This is a genomic window from Micromonospora sp. NPDC047557, from assembly GCF_043205095.1.
Taxonomy (GTDB): domain Bacteria; phylum Actinomycetota; class Actinomycetes; order Mycobacteriales; family Micromonosporaceae; genus Micromonospora.
In genome coordinates this window covers 21354-44722 of record NZ_JBIDDK010000010.1, presented here as the reverse complement: position 1 = coordinate 44722, position 23369 = coordinate 21354, and the positions used below count along the sequence as shown (strand labels likewise).

At 69.8% G+C, this 23369-nt stretch carries 12 protein-coding genes; 5 read left to right on the top strand and 7 right to left on the bottom strand.

What is annotated here, in order from left to right; all coding sequences use genetic code 11:
• Nucleotides 1–2 precede the first annotated feature (2 nt).
• The 7 genes from drmC to ACGGAQ_RS22215 form a co-directional block, all read right to left on the bottom strand.
• A complete protein-coding gene (drmC, locus tag ACGGAQ_RS22245) occupies nt 3–785 on the bottom strand; it encodes a DISARM system phospholipase D-like protein DrmC (RefSeq protein WP_393052101.1) in 783 nt (260 codons plus the stop codon).
• Nucleotides 782–2680 carry a DrmB family protein gene (gene drmB, locus ACGGAQ_RS22240; RefSeq protein ID WP_393052100.1) on the bottom strand — a complete coding sequence of 633 codons (1899 nt, stop codon included), beginning with the start codon at nt 2678–2680 and terminating at the stop codon, nt 782–784. Before drmB ends, drmC begins: the two co-directional genes overlap by 4 nt.
• Nucleotides 2680–6516 (bottom strand): DISARM system helicase DrmA, encoded by a 3837-nt coding sequence (gene drmA, locus ACGGAQ_RS22235; protein WP_393052099.1) that lies wholly within the window; start codon nt 6514–6516, stop codon nt 2680–2682. Before drmA ends, drmB begins: the two co-directional genes overlap by 1 nt.
• Nucleotides 6516–10568 carry an Eco57I restriction-modification methylase domain-containing protein gene (locus ACGGAQ_RS22230; protein WP_393052097.1) on the bottom strand — a complete coding sequence of 1351 codons (4053 nt, stop codon included), beginning with the start codon at nt 10566–10568 and terminating at the stop codon, nt 6516–6518. The genes drmA and ACGGAQ_RS22230 overlap by 1 nt, the downstream gene beginning before the upstream one ends.
• A complete protein-coding gene (gene drmD, locus ACGGAQ_RS22225) occupies nt 10565–13690 on the bottom strand; it encodes a DISARM system SNF2-like helicase DrmD (RefSeq protein WP_393052095.1) in 3126 nt (1041 codons plus the stop codon). The genes ACGGAQ_RS22230 and drmD overlap by 4 nt, the downstream gene beginning before the upstream one ends.
• Before the next feature lie 197 nt (nt 13691–13887).
• Nucleotides 13888–14757: a hypothetical protein gene (locus tag ACGGAQ_RS22220; RefSeq protein ID WP_393052093.1), complete on the bottom strand. Its 870-nt coding sequence runs from the start codon at nt 14755–14757 to the stop codon at nt 13888–13890.
• Nucleotides 14754–16676, bottom strand: coding sequence for an N-6 DNA methylase (locus tag ACGGAQ_RS22215; RefSeq protein ID WP_393052091.1), 1923 nt, complete (start codon nt 16674–16676; stop codon nt 14754–14756). Before ACGGAQ_RS22215 ends, ACGGAQ_RS22220 begins: the two co-directional genes overlap by 4 nt.
• A gap of 102 nt (nt 16677–16778) precedes the next feature.
• Here ACGGAQ_RS22215 and ACGGAQ_RS22210 point away from each other — a divergent pair, with 102 nt between their 5' ends.
• The 5 genes from ACGGAQ_RS22210 to ACGGAQ_RS22190 all read left to right on the top strand — a co-directional run bounded on the left by ACGGAQ_RS22210 (nt 16779) and on the right by ACGGAQ_RS22190 (nt 23203).
• Nucleotides 16779–17312: a DUF4352 domain-containing protein gene (locus tag ACGGAQ_RS22210; protein ID WP_393052089.1), complete on the top strand. Its 534-nt coding sequence runs from the start codon at nt 16779–16781 to the stop codon at nt 17310–17312.
• A gap of 93 nt (nt 17313–17405) precedes the next feature.
• Nucleotides 17406–18299: a hypothetical protein gene (locus ACGGAQ_RS22205; protein ID WP_393052088.1), complete on the top strand. Its 894-nt coding sequence runs from the start codon at nt 17406–17408 to the stop codon at nt 18297–18299.
• A gap of 67 nt (nt 18300–18366) precedes the next feature.
• Nucleotides 18367–19185 (top strand): ribonuclease HI, encoded by an 819-nt coding sequence (locus ACGGAQ_RS22200; RefSeq protein ID WP_393052086.1) that lies wholly within the window; start codon nt 18367–18369, stop codon nt 19183–19185.
• A gap of 209 nt (nt 19186–19394) precedes the next feature.
• Nucleotides 19395–21845, top strand: coding sequence for an AAA family ATPase (locus ACGGAQ_RS22195; protein ID WP_393052085.1), 2451 nt, complete (start codon nt 19395–19397; stop codon nt 21843–21845).
• Nucleotides 21842–23203, top strand: coding sequence for a hypothetical protein (locus ACGGAQ_RS22190; protein ID WP_393052083.1), 1362 nt, complete (start codon nt 21842–21844; stop codon nt 23201–23203). The genes ACGGAQ_RS22195 and ACGGAQ_RS22190 overlap by 4 nt, the downstream gene beginning before the upstream one ends.
• Nucleotides 23204–23369 lie beyond the last annotated feature (166 nt).

The window sequence follows — 23369 nt, the reverse complement described above, 5'->3', positions numbered from 1 at the left end:
GGTCACCACCCCTGCCCGGACGTCTGGAGCCTGGCCAGGACCCCGCGGCTCTGAAGCTCCGCGATGTGCTCCGCCGCCCGCTGGGGGGCCGTGCCCCCGCGCACCAGCAGCCCCGCCTCAATGTTGCGGTTGACGCCGGACTGGGTCAGGTTGGCGCTGGACACCAGCAGCACCCGGCGGTCCGCGACGGCGATCTTCGCGTGCATCTTGGCGTGGTCCTCGGTCCGCCGCTCGACGGGCCAGTGCCACAACCGGACGCCGGGCAGGTTCGCGAAGGCAGCGGCGGGTTCCGTGCCGTTCAACGCTCCACCGGCTCCGGCCAGTGTCTCGACCACGACGGTCACGGTCACACCGCGTGCGACCGCCGCCGCCAGAGCCGTCAGCAGCGGCGGGTAGGGCTTGGCGGAGTACGTCATCAGCAGCAGCTCGGCGTGGGCCTCGGCGACCAGGTCGACCAGCACCCGAGCGGTGGCGCGGACGGGCACCGGGTGGGTGCTCGGCCCGCTCCACACCGACTCGATCCGCACCGCAGCCGACCGCTGCGCATGCCCGGCGGCCAGTCCTCGCAGGTAGGCCGCCGCCTCCCCACCCGACAACCCGGACGTCCGCTGGGCGGCCAGCACCGCGCCGGCCGCCTCGGCGAAGCCGGGCACCGGAACGGCGTGCAGCACTGCCTGCTCCGGCGAGCCGTCGCCGAGGCGGTCAGCAAGCACCCGCAGGTGTCCCGGGCCGAGCCGGTGCACCGCGGCTTCGGCTGCCGCCTCGAACGCCGGATGCCAGGTCACGGCAGCTCGGGGAAGAGCGCCAGGTCCGGCTTGTCGATCGGTACGACGAACCGCCGGTCCAGGAAGCGGTTGCCGCGTTCGCAGGTCGTCTCGGAGACGAAGAGGCAGACGTGGCAGGCGGCGCCGTGCAGGAAGTCCGCCGGGTCCTGGGGTAGCCGCTCTGCGCAGAGCGGGTCCGACGAGCAGTGCATGGCGTCGGACAGCGCTCGGCGGGTGAGCCGGACCAGCGAGTCGTGCTCGGCCAACGACACCAGTCCGCCGAGGGTCCCCTCGGCGTCCGGCACCGCGGTGTAGATGAGGATACCGGCGCGCTGCGGGTCGACCTCCGTGCCGGAGTAGATCCGTTCGGAGAGACTCGCCGAGCTGTACCCACACTCCAGGGCGATGGTGCGGATCAGGAGGTGCGACAGGGTGTGCAGGGCGATGTAACGCTCCCCCGGCCAGAGGTGCATCGGGTCGAACGGTCCGGCGATGCGACCGGAGTAGCGGTTCTTGCGGAACCGGGCGTACGCGTCCCGGTGTTCCTGCATGACCTCGGTGTACTCGATCCGCTGCTCCCACGCGGCGAGCAGGTCTTCCGGCAGGCGCAGGAAGACGCCCTCGCCGCGTACCTCGCTGGCCGGCACCCAGGTCGCCGTCGCCTTGGACAGCGACGCGCGGGTGACGAGGTCGGGGTCCTCCGGGTCGGGCGAATCCAATCGGGTGAAGCCGACCAGCGCGCGGACCTCCCGCAGCCGTTCGGCCTGGATGACGTCGGCGTAGACGTTCTTCAGCTCGCCGGGGACGCCGTCGGGGTCGCGGCGGAGGGTGAAGTCGTCCGTGGCCGGCGGCAGCTGCCCGGCGGAGAAGATCTCCCATTCCGGTGTCCGCAGGTCGGGGTAGCCCTTCTCCTCCTCGCCACCCTTGGCACCGGTGCGGTGTCGCTCGATCGCCGTCCAGATCTCCTGGTCGCTCCACTTTTCCAGCTCTCGGAACGCCGGCACGACCGTCCGCAGGTACGGCAGCATGTCCACGTTGGGAACGCCCTCCAGGGCGGCCCAGTGCTGTTCCACCTTGGCCTGGAGTTCGCTGGCACCGGTGCGCGGCACGGCCAGGGCGGAGAGGGTCTGCGCGAACCACTGGTTGGACGCGCCGACAACCAGGAGCTTCAGCTCGACAGCTTTGCAACCCTTCGGGTCGAAGTCGCCCAGGTGCGGCCGACGCCCACGACAACGGGGCAGCTTGTCTGCGCCGCGCGGCCCGAGGACCTCCTTCATATTGCGGCGGGCACCGCAGGGGGCGCACTTGATCTCGACGTTGGCGCCCAGGTTGCCGCCGCGGTCATCCATCTTCAGCTTGGGATGGCTGGCGTTCGGGCAAGCGCCGCCCTGGTGGACGAAGTGGGCGTACGGGAAATCGTCCAGGTGGCCGGCGGTGCAGGCGAGCACGAACCGGGCACCCACCGCCATCGGTTTGCGCCCCGACTTCTTGCGGCTGCATACGGTGTGGAAGAAGCGGGCCTCGTGTGGCTTGCGCGGCTTGGAGTTCTCGAAGCCGAAGACGTTCGAGTCGATCGGCGCCAGGTCGTCGCAGGCGGTGCAGCGCAGCCACCCGGGAAACGGCGTGATCGGCACCCCGACGCGGCCGGCCGGGCCGGCCGGCTCCCGGTCGGTGCCGTCTAGCCACGGCGCCGGGCGCAGCTCCTTGACCGAACGCTCCCCCAACGCCCGCACGGCGGCGAGCAGCCGGGGCTCCACGATCTCCTCCCAGTCGGGCACGACGGAGTAGTTCCAGTCGTCGAGCCCTCGGACCAGGACGGAGAAGTTGGGCAGGTCGACGATCGCGCCGACCCCGGTGGTGAACATCAGATGGCTGGGGCGGACGGCACCGACCCGCCGGAAGTAGTTGGCGGCCATCAGTTGCCCTTCCCGGTCAGCGTCGATTCGCCCAGCTCATCCCCGTCGGGCAGGTCCTCATCCCGTTTGCTGTCGCTGGCTGGGCCGAAGGACCACTCCGGCGTCCCGTACTGCGGGTTGAAGATCTCCCCGCCGGCGGGCAGCACCAGGTTGATCTCGTTCTCGGTCTCCCGCATGGACTGCCCGACCGTCAGGCCGGTCCACCGCCCGCCACCGGCCACGGTCAGCAGGCCATCCAGCTTCTGTTGTTTGAACGTCCCCTCGGAGTAGCCGAGACGAGACGAGCCGGTCTTCTTCTTGTTCCATTCGTCGCGGAGCCGAATGATCCGCTCCTCGAGGTAGTCGCGCCCGCGCGTCCCGCCGATCGCCTCGGCGCGGGCCAGCAGCCGGTCGATGACCCGCCGCACCTCCGGACCGTCGAGCGGCACGTCCTGGGCGTCGGTGTTGCGGGAGAAGCTGTCCTCGCCGTTGCGCACGGCCGCGACGAGAGTCGCGGTGGTGCCCCGGTCCAGCGCCCGCCGGGTGTACGGGGTGACTGAGAGCGCCTCCACCTGACGGTAGAAGGTCGCGTGGTAGTACTCGAAGTCCTCGTAGTGCGCCAGATCCCGCGGCCTGGTCCAGTTGTAGAGCGTCACCACCAAGCCGGGCCGCTTCGCGTCACGGCCGACCCGCGAGGACGCCTGGATGTACTCGGCGGTGTTCTTCGGCTGCCCGGTGACGACCATCAGGCCGAAGCGGGACACGTCCACACCGACCTGGAGCATCGAGGTGGCGAGCACCGCGTCGACCGGCACCCGGTTTTCGTCCTGCCGACGGTAGAAGCTCTGGGTGACGGGGTGCAGCGACAGCTTCGGGTTCGACGCGGTCTTGGCCTTGAACGCGTCCCGCATGTCCTCCAGCACGGCCCGCCGTCGGGCAGTGGTGTCGAGCTCCGAGTCAAAGCCGTTCTCCAGCCGCTTGAGCACCTCGCTGATGTCGGCGGAGGAGACGCGGGAGGTGAGTTCCTGCACGTTGAGCATCTGCGTGCCGGCGATCCGGTCGGAGAGGCCCTTGCGCCGGCCGTGGCTGCGGACGCGGGTGGTGACCTGATCGTCGAGGAGACGACGCATGCCGGCGAGTTCGCGGGTGGCGCTGAAGTAACCGACGGTGGTCATGTACGGGTCGGCTGGCTGCCCGTACGTGTCGAAGAGAGTCTGCCCGGCGATGAGCAGGATCTCCGAGAGGCGGATCTCGGCGGACTTCATCCGGACGCCGTGTGCGCAGACGCCCAGGTACCGACGGCCGGGGTTCTGCACGGTGACCGGTACCTGCCGGCTGAAGAACGTGTCGGTGATGTCGATGACCGGCGGCGGGAAGACGGCGAGCTGCCGGCCGAAGACGCCGAGCACCTGCTCCCGGGCCCGCTTGGTGGTCGCCGTGGACGCCACGATCTTCGGCCCGGCCTCGCCGCCGCCCGGCAGCGACCAGGTGCAGAGCTGGTCGACGGCCGCCTCGAACAGGCCGACGATGGTGCCGAGCGCACCGGAGATGAGGTGCAGCTCGTCCTGGATGATCAGGTCCGGCGGGCGCAGCCGGACGACTGGCTCACTGGTGACGGCCGGCAGCTTGCCCTTCTTGTTGTGCCGGGCCCCGCAGCCGGTCTTCGCATCGAGGTCGTCGTGCCGGTAGCCGTGCCGGGGGCAACGCTCCCGGACCCGGCCGAAGAGCATCCCGGCGAAGCCCCGCCAGGGCAGCTGGGCTAGCTTGTCGACGGTGGCGATGACCAGGCTGGGGGCGTACCGGTAAATCTCCTCGTCGATGGTGAGGATCGGCAGGCCCTCGGTGGAGCGGGTCCGGGAGAACGGGCAGGCGTCCGCGCCTTCGGCCTCGGGGCAGAAGACCAGGACCCGCCGCTCGTCCTCGCGGACGGTCAGGTCACGCTCGGCGCGCAGCTTCGAGCCGCACCACGGGCAGCTCAACGTCTGCAGGACGTTGGTGAACTTGCCGCTCCCGGCCTCCCGCGCCTCGGCGATCTGCTCGGACGCTTCGGTGAACCAGTTCGGCGACACCCCGCCACCGACCCAGAGCCCGATCCGGAACGGCTCCGCACCCCAGGTGCCTTCCGCCCGGCGACGCAGCACCTCGGCGGCGCAGACCAGGGCAGCGGCCCGCTGGAACTGCTGTGCGGTGAGCAGCCGCAGCGTATAGCGCATGAGCACGGCCACACCGCCCGCCCCGCTGCGGGCGTCCGCACCGGTACCGACCACTCCCTGGAGACGACGGATCGCGAAGGTGAAGGCGGTCAGCCCGAGGTATGCCTCCGTCTTGCCACCGCCGGTGGGGAAGAAGAGCAGATCGACGGTCGCGTCCCGGTCGGCGGCCCGCTCCGGATGCGCCGGGTTGGTGATCGACGGCAGATTTAGCAGTACGAACGCGAGCTGGAATGGGCGCCAGGAGGCAGCCGCGGCACCGCGCGCGTCGATGGCAGACTTGGCCGCGGCGTACGACAGGCCCTGCTCCTCGCGGAGCCGGGCAACCTCGCTGTGTCGACGTTGCAATGCCATCGCCTCGTTGGCGAAACGGAACGCGGCGATGGCGTCGGCGTGCTTCTCGGTTTCCGGATCGGTGAGCAGCGCGATGCCGGCCCGGATCCGCTTGGCGGCCTGGCGGGCGTTGAAGACGGCGGTCACGGCGGCCGGGCGCAGCGGCTCCGGCAGGCGAGGAATCTTTGCTTCCTCGTCGTCCAGCCAGTCCTCGTACCCGTCGGCCAGTGGCGCGAGCCGGGTGCGCAGCCGGTCGATGTCGGCGGTGGCGAGGGCGTCCATGGACAGTTCCACGCCCGCCAGGCCGCTGTCCGCGCCGACCTGGGCGACGGTGGCCGGAACGTTGTGGGTGGGCAGCCAGGTGGTGGCGAGCTGGTACGCACAGCGCTCGTCCTCACGCACCGACGGGTGGACGGCGACGTTGCGGCCGGAAGCGTAGCGGCGCTGCGACCGGTAGAGCAGCCGCAGGTGCGTCTCCTCCAGATCGTCACCGATGCCCTGCACCCCGTCCAGCGGATCGTCGATGGGCAGGAAGACAGCGGCGTTGCCGTCCAGCGCCGTCACGGTGAGGGCGGCCTGGAACAGCCAGGCCGTGTCACCGTTGCTGGTCGCCTCCATCTGGGTGTTGATCAGGGCGAGCTGCACCACGCGACTGCCGTCGCGCGGGCGGACCTCGACTGCGAGGTGCACGCCCGGATCGTCCTCGTCCGACACCGTCAGCGGCATCCGGTAGGACGACTCACTGTCAAGGCGTACCTCTTTGCGGTACGACACCGGCTCGCGGTACCAGACCCGACGCTTCTTACCTTTCTCGTCCTCGGACTCGCGCAGGTCGTAGCGGCCCCAGTCGGCGGTCACGGTTAGTACGTCGACATCGCCGGGGACGGCGAACGACAGGCCCATGGACGAGGCCCACATTTTGCCCAGGTTCTGTGGGGTGACGACCTCGGGCAGTTCGGCCTCCGCGCCGTCGCCCTGGACGGCGGAGTCCACGTCCGCCACCTCTGCCACCTCGCGGCGGTCGGAGCGGGGGCGCTGCTTCGGGCCGAGCATGCCGACGAGGTAGCGCTCGCGCGGGCCCATCGCACCGGGGCGGAACTCCTCGCGCTCGCCGTCCCACGGCCCGAGCAGGTCCCGCCCGATCAGCTCCTCCAGCTCATCGCGGACCTGGTAGGAGGTCGCCTCGGGAAAAGTCTGCGGTACGTCGAGCGGCGGGACGAGCGCTTCCTGTTCGGCGTCGCCCTTGCCGGAAAGGGACAGCGCCTGCTGCTCGCCGCGCGGATGCGGGAAGAGACCATCCTGTACGTCTACCATCAGAACAGCGTCCCTTCGGCGGCCTTCGCCTTCCGGCCGGTCTTCTTGTCGTGCAGGCCACTGGCGACTTCTTCGGCGTAGCGCCGGTGGTTCAACTCCATCAGCCGGTCCAGGATCTCGCGCTGGAAAGCAGGGCCTATGGTGTAGCGCGGAGAGGCACCGGCCCTATGGAAGCCGTGGTCGAGCCCATGCGTTACCAGGTCGTCCCAGCCATAGGCCCGGCATACCGCCTCGTCGACCGCCCGGTGGATGCGCCGCAACTCTGCGATGTCCTCATCCTGGCAGCCCGGATCGAATACCAAGTTGTACGTCCCGGTTAGCCCGGCATGTCGGCTCAACATCACGTCGCGCCGGTACCCATCCAGCCGATCCCCTAGGTCCCGCATCTCGGACGTCAACTTGGGTAGTGGCAGTGTCTCGAACACGTCAGACGGCGAGTAGTTGGGCGCATCCCCAATACCCCTCGTCGAGGTTCTAGCAATCGTCCAAAAATAATGTGGACTGCTTGATAGGACCGACAACATCGCCGGGTCCTCAGTGCTGAACACGCAGAGCTTATGTGAGAACACCTGGCCGGTTGGCACCATGACTGGCATCACTGTCTTGCTAACCAATGTGATCACGATTACTCGCCTCAGGCCAGCGATGGCCGCGTACAGGTCGGAGACGGGCCGTTTAAAGCGCCACCAAAGCCTGCGAAGGCGCTGGTCGTTGCTGTTCTCACGCTCTGGTTTAACTAAACGCTCAACCTGCTCGTAACAGTCCGCGTACTCTTTAGCCTCATCAACCGTCGATTCACGGAAGTTAATAACATACCGACTTGCCGAACAATCCCAACGGGAGTTGAGATCATTCCCATTGAGGTAGGGAAAGAGGACATCCTGGTTTCTTGGGTCCTTCTCCATCAACTCAAAAGCCCGATCGAGGTCCACCGTAAAACCCATCCCGAGAACATATGAGCCGTGGTAAGAGAGACCCTGGCTTGCCAAGAGACGATTAGGCTTTCCCGCCACTCGCGATGCCGGATCGAGCGAAGGCAGAATTCCTGATACACGGACTCCGTCGGCAAGACGCTCGGCATTTTCGAGAAGTGGCGAACGACTAGACCATACCGCACAGTACTCCAACAACGCGGACCTAGACGGCCACGGCCTGCTCTTAACGGCTCGCCGGAGCGTCGCACCTTGGCTGATGACCCGGTCAAGGCCAACCTCGCGAGTATCGCCCTGTGCAAGGGTATTCGTTGCGATTAGGCCGGTCTGGCCTTCCCGGTTGAGCAGGCCATGCGCGCGCAAAAGGAAGTACGCAATGAGGTCCGCATTGCCCCGGACCCCCCGCCCAACAACATTGACGAGGAACTCACGGTAGGAAGTGCCCATCGCTCCTGTGATCTTGGATCCACCAAGGAAGGGCGGATTGCCGATAATGGCGTGGAAGCCGCCCCGCTCGAAAACCTCAGGAAAGACCAGCGGCCAATGCAGGGGGTTCCGGTCGAAGGACCCAGGCGCATAGTCTGTGGCTAGCCATGTCCTCCGCCGTTCCTGGACCGGCTGCTCCCCTCGACCGGACGCTACATCGTTGGCGAGCTTGGCTGCCGCTACCGAGCCCGCGTTCAGGCCGCGTTCGCCCTTACTGGCGTTGGCGAGGGCGGCGCCGACCGTCAGGTCAGCGAAGAGGCGAAGCTGCTCAGACTTGGACTCTGCAATGCGGAGCAATTTCCGCTTCTTTGCCACGGCGGCCACCGGGTCGGCACCAGAGGTGACCTGGCCGATCTGCCGGCGATCCTCGGCCACCTCGGCAACCAGCGATCGGGCACCCGAGGTCCAGTCGAAGAGACCGTCCTTGTGAACGGCTCGGCCCTTCTTCGGGTCCATATGCATGTACTCAAGCTCGTCGAGCGAGGTGATGCCGAGCAGAGAGTCCCCTGCGACGAGACGGTCGTCGAGGAAAGTGAAGGGGCGCTGGGGGTCCATAGACACAAGCCAGAGCGACAGCTTCGCCATCTCCACGGCCATCGGGTTGATGTCCACCCCGTACAGGCAGTGCTCGATGACCTGCCGCCGCGCCTCCACCACCAGCGGGTCCTCATCGACGTCCACCGGCCGGTCGACTCCACGCTGCTGGTAGGCGAGCGCCCGCTCGTCGCCCTCGCGCGACCAAGCCTCGATCAGGTGACCGGCGAGATAGCGGGCGGCGGCGACGAGGAACGCCGCCGACCCCATGGCGATGTCGGCAACCTTGAGCGACAGGATTTCCTTGCTCGACTTCGGCTTCCACTGCGACTTATCCGCCGTCTGCAACGGCCCCGGCTCGTAGACCAGCGGCTCCAGCGCCCCCTCGACCACCTCCTCGGCAAGGAAGCGCGGCGTGTAGTGGGTGCCGGTGTTGCGGCGCAGCGCGGATTCGGTGACGAAGAGCGCGCCGGGCAGGATCACCACGGGCAGGCCCCGCAGGTCCGCACGAATGATCCCGACGAAGGGCAGCAGTCGCTCGGAGAGCGGGTAGTCGCCGCCGGTCACCGCGAGCAACCTCTTGCGGGCCTCCTCGCGCTCCACCCCGTCCAGCGGGGCCAGCCGCTTGGTCAACGCCGCGACGGACCCGATCTTCGAGTCCTTGTACTTCTCAACGAGCGCCTTGGCCAACGCGGGCACGTCGGACGCCCGCTCACTCAGAGGTTCCAGGTCGGCGAGCGCGACCTCCTCCTCCAGCCCTTCCTTGCCAATCAGCCCGACCGTCACGTCCTCGGCGCGGAAGCCTTCGAAGGAGAGCAGGCCCTCGTAGACGTACCCGATCTGTTCGACGTCGAGGGCGCGGAAGCTGAGCGTGCGGCGCTCCCGGGACCGTCCGGTGCCGATCTCGACGTACTGCACGGCGCGCAGCATGTGCAGCACAGTCCGGTCGTCGATGGTCAGCGGCAGCCACGGCGCGCCGTCCGGGTCGAAGAGCGACCCGTCGTGGCCGTGCATGGTGAGTCGGGGGTGATCGACGCCCCGGTAGACCGCGTTGAAGAGGGCAAGCAGCCGGTGCCAGGCGGCGGAGCTGTGCTCCAGGTCCTCCTCGCTGCCCTCGATGACCCGCTGTTCCAGTTCGGCGCAGAGCCGCCCGGCCGAGTATGCCTTCACATACAGCTCGTTGTCGGCGGGCAGCAGCTTGCGCTCCTCGGCGAAGAGCAGGAAGACGATCCGCATCATCACCGAGACAGCGCCCCGGTAGACATCGTGCGCGTCGACGTCTTGGAGGCCACGCCCGCCGAGTTCGCGGTCCCGGACGTCGGTGCGACCCATCGCGGCCACCAGCAGTTCGACGGCCTGGCGGACCTGGACGCCGAGCGCCTCGGTGATCTCCTCCTGGCTGCCGAGGCTGGCCCGCAGCAGCGGCACCAGCCGCTCGGCGTCGGGGACGCCGAAGAACCTGTGCCGGGACAGCAGCGAGACAAACGCGCGAACCACGTCGCGTTCGGCCGCCTCGGGCCACGCCACGGCGTCGAAGACGGCCGTGGTGGTGACGCCGCCGCGCGGTGCCCAGACCAGCGTCCACCAGCGGCCGTCGGTGACCAGACCCAGCTCGATGTTGTGGTGCCGGCACAGGTGGGCGAGCCGGTCGACCGGGGTCGCCGCCCACGCCGAATCACGGATCCGGGCGGTCGGCTGGCTGCCGGCCGGACAGATCAACCCCAGCATTCGTACGCTGTCGGGCTTGATCTCCTCACCCGGCTCGACGAGCGCGAACGACGGGCGCAGCTCGGTGTCGTGCTCGGCGACGGTGTGCGCGAGCGTGTCGAGGCCGTCGACATGCAGGGTGTCGCCCCAGCCGAGCAGCTCACCCAGCACGTACCCGATCCAGGGCTGCTGGCCCGCGGCGGTGTCGGCCTGCCAGGTGGCGTGTTCCTGGCGCAGCCGCTCGCGGGTCTTCTTGTCGAGCGCGTCCAGGGTCGGCCAGGTGGCGCGGAGCACCGGCAGGCTCAGGAACGGCCCGCTGACCTCGACCAGGCTCAGCCAGTTGCGGTGCTGCTCGGCGCCGTCAGGCGCGGGACGTCGGAAGGTACGGCTCATCGGGTGGCCTCCCGCTTCGGCACGACGAAGACCACGGCCACCGGGAACCGGTGCGGCTTCGGGTCTCGGTAGCGGGCCGCGACGGCCGAGAGTTCGCGGTCGCGCTCGACTTCCAGGGCCGACAAGCGTTCCTCCCAGGATTGGCGATCCTTGCGGTACTGCGCGAGCTCCTCCTTGCTCTTCGCGGCGACGGCGACGCTGAACAGCGCGTCCTCGGCGTCGTCGTCGGCGAGCGCACCGCGCAGGGTGGTGGCGAACTGGTCGAGGTTGTCGACGATGCGCTGCTGCTCGGCGGCCTGCCGCTGGTCGAGCTTGCGCTTCAGGGACTCGTGGCGGGTGGCGGTGCGCCAGTCGATGGCGGCGAGCAGGCCATCGGCAACGCGGGGCCAGCGCTCGGCGAGCCGGGCCTCGACCAGGCCGGAGGCCGCGCTGCCGGTGGTGATCGCCCGGTCGAGGATGCCGCCCAGGGTGCCGAGATTGTCCAGCCGGCGGAACCGGCCGTGCTCGGGTGCCCAGCCGCCTGCGTAGAGCACCTCCTCGTGCAGCCGCACGCCGTCGGCGCCGACCAACACAAACCGGGAGTACGCACCTACCAGCACGTCCTCCAGCGCCGGGTCATCGCTGACCACGGCGGTGACCCGGTGCAGCCCGATGTCCGGGTTGGAGACGGCGGCGCGCAGCAGCCGGGTCGACATGGCTACCAGTGGGTGGTTCAGGTGTGCGAGGACGATCTCGTCCTGCCCCGTGGCTACCGCCGGCTCGAAGGTGACCGGCAGTTGTCGGGGTGGCTCGTCGTCGCGCTGGAGTTTCGCGGTCAGCCCGGCGGCGGCCCGCTGCCAGGACCCGGTCAGCGGCGGGACGGTGTACAGGCCGTCGACCAGGTGCCGGTCGTCGACGTGTCGCTTCAGCGGCTGCTGACGGGCCAACTCCAGCGCAGTGTCGACGACCCGCTTGACGGCCGGCGGGGTGATGCCGAGTTCCTCGACGGTCTTGTCCAGCTCCGCCCGGAGCTTGACGACCTGCTCGCGCAGGTTTGCCTCGGTGGGCAGGCTACGGGTGCTCTTGGTCTTGCCCGCCTTGTCGATGTCCACGTCGACCTGCTGGCCGAGCATCCGGCGCTGCACGGCGTCGGCGAGCACGGCGTTGACCGAACCGAGGTCGGCCTCCATCCGCGCCACCTTGGTGGCGATCCGGGACAGGAACTCCAGGTCCGCCTCGTAGGAGTCGACGGACTTGCCGAAGCCGCTGCCCACGAAGTGCTTGATCTCGGGGGCGGTCGTCTGGCCGTACCGGTCGACCCGGCCGATCCGCTGCTCCAGCTTGTTGGGGTTGAACGGGATGTCGTAGTTGACCAGTCGGTGGCAGTACTTCTGCAGGTCGATGCCCTCGCTGGCGGCGTCGGTGGCGAGCAGGATGCGCACCGGCTGCTTCGTCGGGTCGGCCTGGAAAGCCAGCCGCAGCTGCTCGCGCTCGTCGGCGGGCGTACCGCCGTGCAGCAGCACGAGCTCCTGCCCGGCCAGGCCCTCCTGGCGGAGAAGCTCGGCCAGCCAGATCTGGGTGTCGCGGTATTCGGTGAAGACCACGACGCGCTCGTTGGTCCAGTGTCGGCCATCCGGCTTGCAGACCGCGCTCAGATAGGTGATCAGCTCCCGGGCCTTGGCGTCCGGCAGCGCCTCCTTCGCCTCGGCCCACTGGTACATCTTCTCCAGCAGGGCCATCTCGTCGGCGGTGGCGTCGGGCTGCATGGCCCGGGTCCGGCCGAGCGCGTCGTCCTCGGCCTCGGCAAGCTGGTCGTCGGCGTAGGTGGCGACGTCGTCGAAGAAGTCCTCCATCCACTCCGGCACGTCGTCGTCGGCCGGCAGGACGGCGGGCGCCTTGCGGCTGCGCAGGGTTTCCAGGTAGACGCCGACGGTGTGCGCGAAGGCGGCGGGGCTGGAGAAAAGCCGCTTCTTGAGCAGCAGCGTCACCAGGTCGGTCGCCTTGCGTCCACGCTGGGAATGCAGCCGCTTACGTCGCAACTCGGCGAACTCGGTTAGCAGAGCATGGATCTGCCGCTCGCTCTCCGGGTAGGTGACCGGGATCGCGGTGGCAATCCGCTCCACGAAGCGGGGTTTTCCGTCGGCGTCCGTGACGTCGCGCTTGAGCCGCCGGACGACCGTGTCCCGCACCGCGGACTGGTCCGGCTCGACACCCCGGGCGAACCGTTGGTTGTCGAGGATCTCCAGCAGCGCGGTGAACGACGCCTGGTAGCCGTTGTGCGGGGTGGCCGACAGGAAGAGCCGGTGCGTGAAGTGCGGTGCCAACCGACGGATCAGCTTGGTCTGCTGCGAGTCGACCGCGTAGACCTGTTTGGGGGCCGCCGGGGCGACATGGTGCGCCTCGTCGAGGATCAGCAGGTCGAAAGTACGCGGGTAGGTGGGGCCGTCGGCGGGAAGCACCTCGTCGAGCAGGCGCTGCGCCTTCTGCCCGCGCAGCCACGGCAGGCTGATGATGCTCAGTGGGTAGACCTCGAACGGGTTTGCCGCCGAGCCGTGGGTCCGACGGACCGTGGCGCAGCGTTCGGCGTCGATGATGGTGAAGTCCAGGCCGAACTTCTCCGCCATCTCGTCGCGCCACTTGAGGGTAAGACCGGCCGGGCAGACGATCATGATGCGCCGGGCCCGCTGACGCAGCAGCAGCTCCTGGGCGACCAGGCCGGCCTCGATGGTCTTGCCCAGGCCGACGTCGTCGGCGAGCAGCAGGTTGACCCGGGGCGCGTCGACGGCGCGGGCGACCGGTTCGAGCTGGTAGTCCTCGATCGCGACACCGGAGCGGAACGGCGACTGCAACGTCTTCACGTCAGCCGAGGTGACCGCCGACCAGCGGACGGCGTCAAGGAAGGCTGCCAGCCGCTGCGGCGAGTCGAACTTGCCCTCGGTGACGTCGGGCAGCGAGCCGCTCGGCAGCACCTGGCGCCCCGGCTCGACCTCCCAGATGACGTCGAGGGTGTGGCCGTAGCGGCCGTCCTCGACGCTCTGCAGGCTGACCAGGCTGCTGTGCTCGCCCTCCTGCACGTCACTGACCACCCAGCGCTGGCCGCGTACCGCGACCAGGTCACCGATTGCCGGCTTTGCCGTCGTCACGCTCGGCATTCATCCCCCATTGTTGGTTCGCCCCACTCGATCCGACCCGCACCGTACGCCCGGTACTCGTGAGGTCACAGTCCGCCGAAAGGCTTGTTTGTTCACTTCACAGGACAGCGAGGGACGGCCAAACGATCATCCCCTGAACGTCCCGTGGACGGGACCGCCTAGCTCGTCAGATGCACGACATCGATAGGTCAGGTCACCCGGGTTGCCCGGAAAAGCAGCAGCTCCACCAGCTCGGGCGTCCACCGCTCTCCCGACTCCGACAGTTGCACGGTCGCCCGACAGATGAAGGCCCGGTAAATCTGATAGCGGCGGGTCGACCAGCGGGGACCTTGCCAGAGCCAGCGGGCCGAGCGGCCGTTGACCGCGTACGGCTTGTCGGCCCGCCGTTGCCAGAAACCCCGCATCTGCCTCGCCAGCCGCGCATCCAGGATCAGAGCTGGACACTGCCCACTGACCGTCCTGCTGGCGAAGTAGAGAAACTTCGTGAAGAAGGCCGGCCCAAATCCGGAGATCCTGCCGGCATCGAGTAGCAACTGATAGGCGGCGCCAGCGCCTCGCTGGTCGAGGATGTTGACTGCGGTGGCCAGCCGCTTCTGAATCTCACTCGTCGGCAGTCCCGGCAAGCCTGCCTTGCCATCCACGACCCAGCGCAGCCGGGTAGGGCCAAACCCACGGTTCCCCCAGCCCCAGGCAAAGGACGTCACCAGCAGCGGCAGCCACAGTTCGCGCTCACGGCACTGTCGCGCCACCTCTGTCACGTCGCCTCGACTCAGCGATAGAGAGGACGAAGCATCGCTATCGAAGGACGGCCATTGATCGAACTTCGCCCACCGCGCCGGCACTACGTCGATCGAGTGACTGCTGACCAGTTCCTCCGGGCTGCGGCGCCCACCGCCAGACCGGGCTTCCCACTCACGGCGCTGCTGCCTGAGCCAATCCTGCTCTTCAGCTGTGAGGCCGCCCTCCACCACGCTTTTGTCGTAGGTCGATGCGTCGTTCGGTAGCAAAATCCGGTAGTCGCAGGTCCGCGCCGCGGGATTGTTCGGGTCTGCGGTCACTTCGTACCGTCCCCGGAGCGAAGGGTGCCGGCGGCGAGTCCGTCCGCGGTGAGTCGCACCAGCTCGGCGCTGAGCGAGCTCACCTCCGCGACAGCAGACTCGAACGCGAGGAGACGCTGGAATGCCTCTCCTTGCGCCCGTTGCTCATCCAACGGCAGCCGCCGGATCTGTGCCCGGCGGACGTCGACCCGTGAACCAGACAGGCTCGTCGTTTGCTTGTCGTTGGCCGAGTTGCGCAACTGCCCGGCCATAAACCACGGATCGAGCGCGGCCGGGTTAGGGCGCAGCAGATAGAGGTTGGCACCGAGGAGCACCCCATCTGATGTGATCACCCGTGAGATCAGTTGCCGTGCCGCCACCGGCACCACAACATCCCCCACCTTCAGCGGAACGCGGTCGAGGAGCGCGCCGTCGTCCCGCCGGGATGCGTCGACACCTGCGACAACGTCCCTGCCGTTGAGGACGAGCTGCCCCTGGCCGTGATCTGCCGCGTCACTCTCCCCCCTGCCGGACGCAGCACGGATGGGGCCGATCAGCTGCAGGGCGCCAGTGCGTGCCAGCTCGGCGACGGACAGGGTGCCGGACTCTGGCGCGTCTGCGGCGCCAGTGAACTGCGGAAGCAGCGCCGGCAGCTCGCCGACGATGGCGGCCAGCCGTTCTCTGGTGCGTACCAGATGCTCTCCGGAAGCCTCGCCCACGACGGCGGGTTGCCGGCGTGCGGGGGTGAGGTCGACGTCCTCGTCGAGCAGCTCGATGACCGGGACCGCACGGGCGAACCCGGCCTCCTCCACGTCACCATCCGAGGCAGCGGCGAAGGCCCGCCACGCGGCCAGCACGCGCGGCGCGGTGTCGGCCAGGTCGCCGCTGCCGGCGTCGATCAGCAGCGCCCGCGCCGGAGGCGGCGCGTCGGTCGCAGCGCGTCGCAGCACCCACAGGTGCAGGGGTACGCCGTGCGGAGCGGCCACGCCCGGCGGAAGCGCGATGACGGCACGTAGGTGACCTCGGCGTAGCAGCTCGCCGCGGATGCGTTTGCCGGCGCGGCGGCTGGCGACCGTGGGTGGCATCAGCAAAACGGCGTGTCCGCCGACCCGCAGGTGGGCGAGGGCGTGCTGCACCCAGGCCAGCTCGGGTTCGGTACGGGGTGTGGTGCCGACGATCCAGCGGGGGTCGTGGCCGAGTTCGTCGTCGCCCCAGTTTGTCGCGCCGAAGGGTGGGTGGCAGACGACGGCGTCGACGGCGCGGCCGGCGAAGGCGTCGGCGCGCAGCGAGTCACCGGTGCTGACCTCCCCGGGTACGTCGTGCAGGGCCAGCCACAGGCCCGCAAGCCGAGCCAGGTCGCCGTCGAGTTCCTGCCCGTAGACGGAGGTGCTGCCGGCGCGGACGGCGGCTCGCAGGATGGCGCCGGAGCCGGCGGCCGGGTCGAGCACCGAGCCGCCGCCGACGTTGGCGAGCCCGATCATCAGGTCGGCGAGGTCGTCGGGGGTGGCGAAGGGGCGGCCGGGGCCGGGTGCGGAGAACCGCTGCCACAGCTCGTCGAACGCGCCCTGCGGGCCTAGTTCGTCGGCGAGGGCGTCGACGTCGGGCAACAGCGGCGCGAGTTGCGCGTCGATGCTGGCGCTGCGGGAGCCGCGCTGGCGGGCCAGGAGGAGGGCGCCGACGGAGGCGAGGCCGGCGGCCGGGGAGTCGCTGGCCGCGGCGAGGTGTCGCCAGAGCCGGTCGGCGGTGGCGAGCTCGGGGAGCTTGCCCTGGGTGCGTAACCACTGCTCGACCTGGATCAGGTCGAACTCCGGGCTCGCCGTCGTCCCGCCCACCGGGGCGGGGAAGTCGGGATGCCGTTTACGCCAGTTGCTGACCGCAGCGCGACCGACGCCGGCGAGCCGGGCGATCTCCGCTGCCGTGATGGTCGGGTTCTCCTGCACCCCGAAAGTCTCGCACGCCTGTCAAGCATGAGATTGTGTGTTGACACCGTTCTCGGACGATGCTCTTATTGACGCCGCAACGTTCACATCAGGAGGACAACGATGCGCAAGACCACCACTCTCGCTCTGATCGCCACCGGCCTCGTCGCCTTGGGCTGCGGCTCCGGTGCCACCGACGACGCCACCACCAGCAAGGCGGACGCCGGGAGCGCCAAGGGCGAGGACAAGCCGGCGAAGACCGCGAAGATCGGCCAGGCGGCCCGGGACGGGAAGTTCGAGTTCACGGTCAAGTCGTCCAAGTGCGGCGTCGCGAAGGTCGGCACCTCGATGCTCGGCGACAAGGCCCAGGGCCAGTTCTGCCTGGTCACGATCAACGTCAAGAACATCGGCAAGGAGCCGCAGACCCTCGACGGCAGCAGCCAGAAGGCTTACGCCGCCGACGGCACCGAGTACTCGTCCGACACCGAGGCCGGCCTCTACGCCAACAAGGAGCAGAGCACCTTCTTCGAGGAGATCAACCCCGGCAACCAGGTGACGGGCGTGTTCGTCTTCGACATCCCGAAGAACGTGAAGCTCACCAAGCTCGAACTCCACGACTCGATGTTCTCCGGCGGCATCGACGTCGCCCTCAGCTGACCTCTCCCCCTCCGCACCGGGGCGGGCACCGATCCGCCCGCCCCGGCATCCCCGGCTGTTCACACCGCCACCTGTTCACAGAGGAGTCCTGCCGTGACCGACCCGACCACCCCGATGCCGGCCGGCGTGCCCGCCGACCCCTCGCAGCCTTCGGTCCAGCCCACCGCCGACCCGACGTCCGCCACCCCTGCGGGCGGCATGCTGCTCGGCGCCCCTGTGCCGGCCACGCCTGGCAAGAGGGCCCACGTCCGGGCGTGGGCGGCGGGTGGTATCGCCCTGGTCATCGCCCTCTGCTGCGGCGGTGCGGTCATCGGGGCGGTGAGTAGCGATGATGGGAAGCCCTCGACCGGCGCGAGCGGCCAGGGCTCCAGCAGCCCCACCCCCGCTGCCACGACGGCGTCGCCGACCACCGCGTCGCCGACCACCGCGGCCCCGACGACGGCGGCTCCGACCACGACCCCGCCGGCGCCCAAGCCCAAGGTGATCAAGGGGCGGGGTGATGACGTGGTGCGGATTTCCGAGCTAACCGATCTGGCCGTCGTGAAGTTCACCTGTCGATGCAGCAGCAACACCGTCCTGCGCAGCGACGGGCCCGAGGGCCTGCTGGTCAACGAGATCGGCTCGTACAGCGGCAAGCGCTGGATCAACCTTGAGGACGGCGCGCTCACCACTCAGTTCGAGGTCGAGGCGACGGGCAGTTGGACCCTGACCATCGGATCGGTCGACCAGATGGCCACCAAGGCCCCCTCGGGAAAGGCGTCGGGGAAGGGCGACAACGTCATCGTCCTCGGCGGAGACGCCAGCGCGGTGAAGATCACCCACTCCCGGGGCAGCTCCAACTTCGTGGTCCACGCCTACTCGCTGGAAACCGGCGAGGGCGGCCTGCTGGTCAACGAGATCGGTGGTTACTCGGGAGTCCGTCCGCTGACGGCGCCCGCGCTCGTGCAGGTGACGGCGGACGGCAGCTGGACCATCGCGCCCGCCTGATTCGTCTACGCCATCAGCTCTGTAGCGCGCAACAAGCCCTTCCTCCCCCAAGACGTCAGGAGGCGTCGTGCGTCCCGATGAGTTCCTCCGCGCCCTGGCCCTGCTCCCTCCTCCCCTGCACGACCGCGCCCTCACCCTGCGCGCCTTCACCCGCCCCACCCGCTGCGACGACTGCCAGCGCATCGGCGACGCCGTCCGCCTGGCACTCACCGCCGCCCACTACGACGAGCTGACCTCCACCGGTGAGCTGCTCGACACCGCCGAGCGGCTGGCCGCCGGCCACGGCATCCACCGCCGGTCCGGCGACGACCCGAAGCGTGGCCGCGGCCGGGTGGTCCGCTGGGCGACGGCGTCCGCGCCGCTGGTCGCCGCGACCGACGCCAGCTGGAAGGGCCGCGTCGGCGGCATCGGGTACGTCGTCAGCGACGGCCACTACGGCCTGCTCGGCCGGGGCACCGGCCGGCTCGACCCGACCGGCGTCTCCCGGGTGCTGATCAACGAGCTGCGCGCGGTCGACTACCTGCTGACCGGGTACGACGATGCGCCGCTAGGTATGACGGTGCTGCTGGACTGCCTCGCCGCCCTGCGCTACCTGCACCGCTGGCAGGCCGGCGAAACCGGCGCGATGCCGGCCGGCTACAGCCTGCGAGAGCGCCGCTGGTCGGACCAGCCCACCCTGGTCCGGCTCGCCGAGCGGGTGGCCCGCCGTCCCGACCTGACGTTCGCGCACGTCAAGGGGCACAGCGGCCACGCCCTCAACGAGGCCGCCGACGGCCTGTCGCACATGGCCCGTCGTAGGCGGGAAGAGTCCTTCGACCTGCGTCCTCGGGCGCACGCCCTGGTCGACGCGTTCCTGCGCGACTGGCACGCGAACGCCACGCTCTGACCGCTCGCCGGGGTGCCCGGAGCGAAGGCGACCGACGTTGAACTGCTGATTCGTTCGCGACATCAGCTCCACAGCGTCCGACGGCCACCAACCTCCCCGACTCCGCTACTTGCCGCAGCCCGGCCGTCAGCGCACTCCCCACATCCACCGCTCACCCGGGCGGGCCGACGAGTCGTCGGCCCGCGGACACCACACGCCTGGAGACGACCATGACCCAGCCGCCGCAGCCCACCACGCCCCTGATCGAGCTGATCTTCGACCGGCTCGCCGCCGCTGACGTACCGACCGAGACCGCCGAGCTGGTCCTCGCCGCCCTCACCACCGAGGACGACCTGACCGCCGCCCTCGCCGGCACCCCTACCCGGCTCGACCCCCGTTCCCCTACCGGCGACGGTCCGGCGGAGCGGATCTGGCTGAAGTCGGTGACCGTCGCCGGCTTCCGCGGCGTCGGCCCGGAGCGGACCCTCCAGGTCGACCCCGGCCCGGGCCTCACTCTGGTCGTGGGACGCAACGGCTCCGGCAAGTCCAGCTTCGCGGAGGCCGTCGAGCTCGCCCTGACCGGTGACAGCGCCCGGTGGGCCGACAAGACCAGCGTCTGGCGTACCGGGTGGCGCAACCTGCACAGCCCGGACCCGTGCTGGGTCGACGTCGAGCTTCGGGTCGACGGGGTGCCCACGCCGACGCGGGTGAACCGTTCCTGGCCGGTCGGGGCCGAGCTGGCCGACGCCGAGGTGACAGTCACCAGCGCCCAGGGTCGGCACGCCGGCCTCTCCGAGCTGGGTCTGGCCCGCCCGCTGGAGCTGTACCGGCCGTTCCTCACCGCCGCCGAGCTGGGCAAGCTCGCCGCTGGCACGCAGAGCCAGCTCTTCGACGCGCTCTTCGCGATCCTCGGCCTGGACGCGCTCACCGACGCCGACCAGCGTCTGCTGCGCGCCGCGCGGCCGCACGACGCCACCATCAAGGAGGTACGCGCACAGCGCACCGCCCTGGCCGACGCGCTTGCGAGGATCGCCGACGACCGGGCTCGGCGGACCGCCGCTCTGCTGCGTGGCCGGGGCTCGGTCGACCTCGGCGCGGTGACGGCGATCCTCGACGAGCCGGACGAGGCGACTGCCGACCGGGAGGTGCTGCTCTGCCGGGAACTCGCCGACCTCGCCCCGCCGCCGGTCGACGAGGTGACCCGGCTGGCCGGCCAGCTGCGGGAAACGGCGGCGGAGGCGCTGCGCTACGACGGTGGCCGGTCCCGGGCCGCGCTGCGTAGCGCCGAGCTGCTCCGCCTCGCCCTCGAACACCACGACGACGAGGGCGACGGGTCGTGCCCGGTGTGCGCCACCGGCACCCTGGACGGCGGGTGGCGTGCCGCCGCCGCGCAGTCGCTTACCGACCTGCGGCAGCGCAGCGTCGCCGCCCAGACGGCGACGACCCGGCTGACGGCTCTGCTGCGGCAGGCGCACCACCTGATCGACGACCTCGCGGTGCCCGAGGGCCGCGGGTCGGAGCCGACGATCGGGGCGCTGCGGGACGCCGTGGCCGCGCTGCGGCGCGTACCCGGGGAGCCGGCCGACCTGGCCGACCACCTGGCGGCGCGGTACCCGGCGGTGGTGACGGCGGCGGACGCGGCGCGCGCGTACGCCGAGGGGTTCCTGCGGCAGCGCGACACCGGTTGGCGGGCGGCGGCGGCCGACGTGCGCGAGCGGGTGGCCGCCGCCGACGGGCTGCCGGCGCGGGAGGCGACCCTGACCCGGTTGAAGGCCGCGCGCGCCTGGCTGAAGGACGCCGGTACGCAGATCCGCAACGAGCGGGTCGCGCCGTTCGCGGAGCACTCTCAGCAGATCTGGGCGCAGCTGCGGCAGGAAAGCAACGTCGAGTTGGGTGCGATGACGCTGGAAGGCGCGAACACCCGACGGCGGGTGGTCTTCCCGGTCAGCGTGGACGGCGCCGACAACGGCACGGCCCTCGGGGTGATGAGCCAGGGTGAGATGCAGGCCCTCGGGTTGGCGACCTTCCTGCCGCGTAGCTGCGCCCCGGAGAGCCCGTTCCGGTTCATCGTGGTCGACGACCCGGTGCAGAGCATGGATCCGTCGAAGGTGGACGGGCTCGCCCGGGTGCTCGCCGCGCTGGCCGAGCAGCGGCAGGTGGTCGTCTTCACCCACGACACGCGCTTGCCGGACGCGGTGCGCCGGCTCGACATGGGCAAGGCGCGAATCATCGAGGTGACCCGGGCGGAGAAGTCGGTGGTGACGCTGCGGCCCGGCTCCGACCCGGTGACCCGCTACCTCGACGACGCATCGGCGCTGGCCCGCAACGAGGACATCCCCGCCGAGGTGCGCGGGCCGGTGGTCGCCGAGCTGTGCCGCTCGGCGGTGGAAGCGGCCTGCCACCGAGTGGTCTGGCGGGTACGGGTGGGCCGAGGTGTGCCCCACGCCAACATCGAGGCGGCCATCGAGGCGGCGTCGCGTCGGCTGGCCACCATCGTCGCGATGGCGGCGTTCGACGATGCCGAGAAGGGCGGCGAGGTGCTCGGCTGGCTCGGCCGCCGGCACGGAAGGCGTGCGGTGAACGCGTACCAGGCGTGCCGGGAGGGCGTGCACGGCGCGTACCTGGCGGACCTGCCCGGCCTGGTCGCGGACGCCCGCCTCCTCGCGGCGGCGCTGTCGTGACCGCGCCGACGCCACAGCGCTGCCTGGCGGCGGCCGACCAGTTATTGCGTGGGTCCGGTCTGCTCGGTGCCGCGGCGGTGAGCGCCGGTTGGTGGCCGCGGGCCTGTGCCTGCCTGATCCGGCTCGCCCTGGAGGGCGGCATCGACGGCTACTGGCAGCGGGTCAAGCCGGCCGTGGCGGTATGCCGGCAGGGCCGCGCGAAGCAGTTGATGCTGCGTGGCCGGCTCGGGCCGGGCACTGAAACCGCCCGCCGGGTGGCGTTCGCCTGGGCGGCGCTCTCCACCGCCACGCACCACCACTGCTATGAGCTGGCCCCGACGGCGGCGGAGCTGCGACGCCTGCACACCGAGGTGAGCACCCTCCTGGCGCGACTTGAGCCCCGACCGCACCACGAACTGGCCCCGACAGCTGACGACCATGAGGGATACCCCTTGTCCTACCAGCCTGGATACGGCCCGACCCGCCCACGGAGCCGCGGCACCCAGACGCGCTCGCACCGTGCGCTCGGTCTGTTCAGACACTCCCGTCTGGACGCTACGCGGGATGAGGTGCCTCTCCGGCTGAGCCGGGGTGACCACATTGACACCTACTGTGATGCTCCCGATGTCGATCATGAAGGAAGTGAGATGGCGCCTGAGGCCGAGGGATCCGAGAACGAGCTCGCCCTACCCATTGACGACGACGCCCTCGACGAGCCGGTTCCGGAGGCAGCCGAACGTGGGCAGCGAATTCTCGACCTCCTGGACAAGGCAATCGCCCTCCAGAACCCGCTGGTGCAGAAGAACATCGCCCGCGCGCGCCAGCGGAACCCAGAGGCGACACCAGCAGAGGTGATCCGCGGTCTGGAGCGAATGTACGTCAGCGCCTTGACCGGAACGGGCGCTGCGGTGGGAGGAGCTGCGGCGGCACCCGGCGTCGGTACAGGCATCGCACTGGCACTGTCCGCCGGCGAGGCCCTCTCATCCCTGGAGATGAGCGCCCTGTTCGCGCTCTCGATCGCCGAAGTCCACGGAGTCCGCATCGACGAGATTGAGCGTCGTCGAACGATCGTGATGGGAATCATGCTCGGCGGGTCCGGCTCCGCCACCATCACCAAGGTCGCCGAGCGTACGGGGCAACACTGGGGACGTCAGATTGTCGCCAAGGTACCGGTGGAAACGCTGCGTCAGATCAACAAGATCCTGGGGCGGAACTTCGTCGTAAAGTACGGAACCAAGCAGGGCATCATCGTTCTCGGTCGCGTGGCGCCGTTCGGTATCGGCATGGTGATCGGTGGTGGCGCCAACGCCGCCCTCGCCACTCTGGCCGTGCGGGCCGGTCGCCGCGCATTCGGCCCACCTCCCCCGTCCTGGCCGTGACCGACGCGCAGCACACAGTCCCTGATCATCTAGGGACGTCTGGGCGAGCAGGTCAGCGCGACACCTCCGGTGGCTTATGGTGAGAAACCGGGCACCCGGTGGGCGGGTGTCCGGTCGGGGCCGTGGGATTCACGCTGCTCAGCCGGAGGGTGGACCGATGACCGAG

What these genes read in the sequence shown, in the direction of transcription:
- drmB (WP_393052100.1), bottom strand. Translation starts at nt 2,680, where the DNA reads ATGGCCGCCAACTACTTCCGGCGGGTCGGTGCCGTCCGCCCCAGCCAT.
- drmA (WP_393052099.1), bottom strand. Translation starts at nt 6,516, where the DNA reads ATGGTAGACGTACAGGATGGTCTCTTCCCGCATCCGCGCGGCGAGCAG.
- ACGGAQ_RS22230 (WP_393052097.1), bottom strand. Translation starts at nt 10,568, where the DNA reads ATGAGCCGTACCTTCCGACGTCCCGCGCCTGACGGCGCCGAGCAGCAC.
- ACGGAQ_RS22210 (WP_393052089.1), top strand. Translation starts at nt 16,779, where the DNA reads ATGCGCAAGACCACCACTCTCGCTCTGATCGCCACCGGCCTCGTCGCC.
- ACGGAQ_RS22195 (WP_393052085.1), top strand. Translation starts at nt 19,395, where the DNA reads ATGACCCAGCCGCCGCAGCCCACCACGCCCCTGATCGAGCTGATCTTC.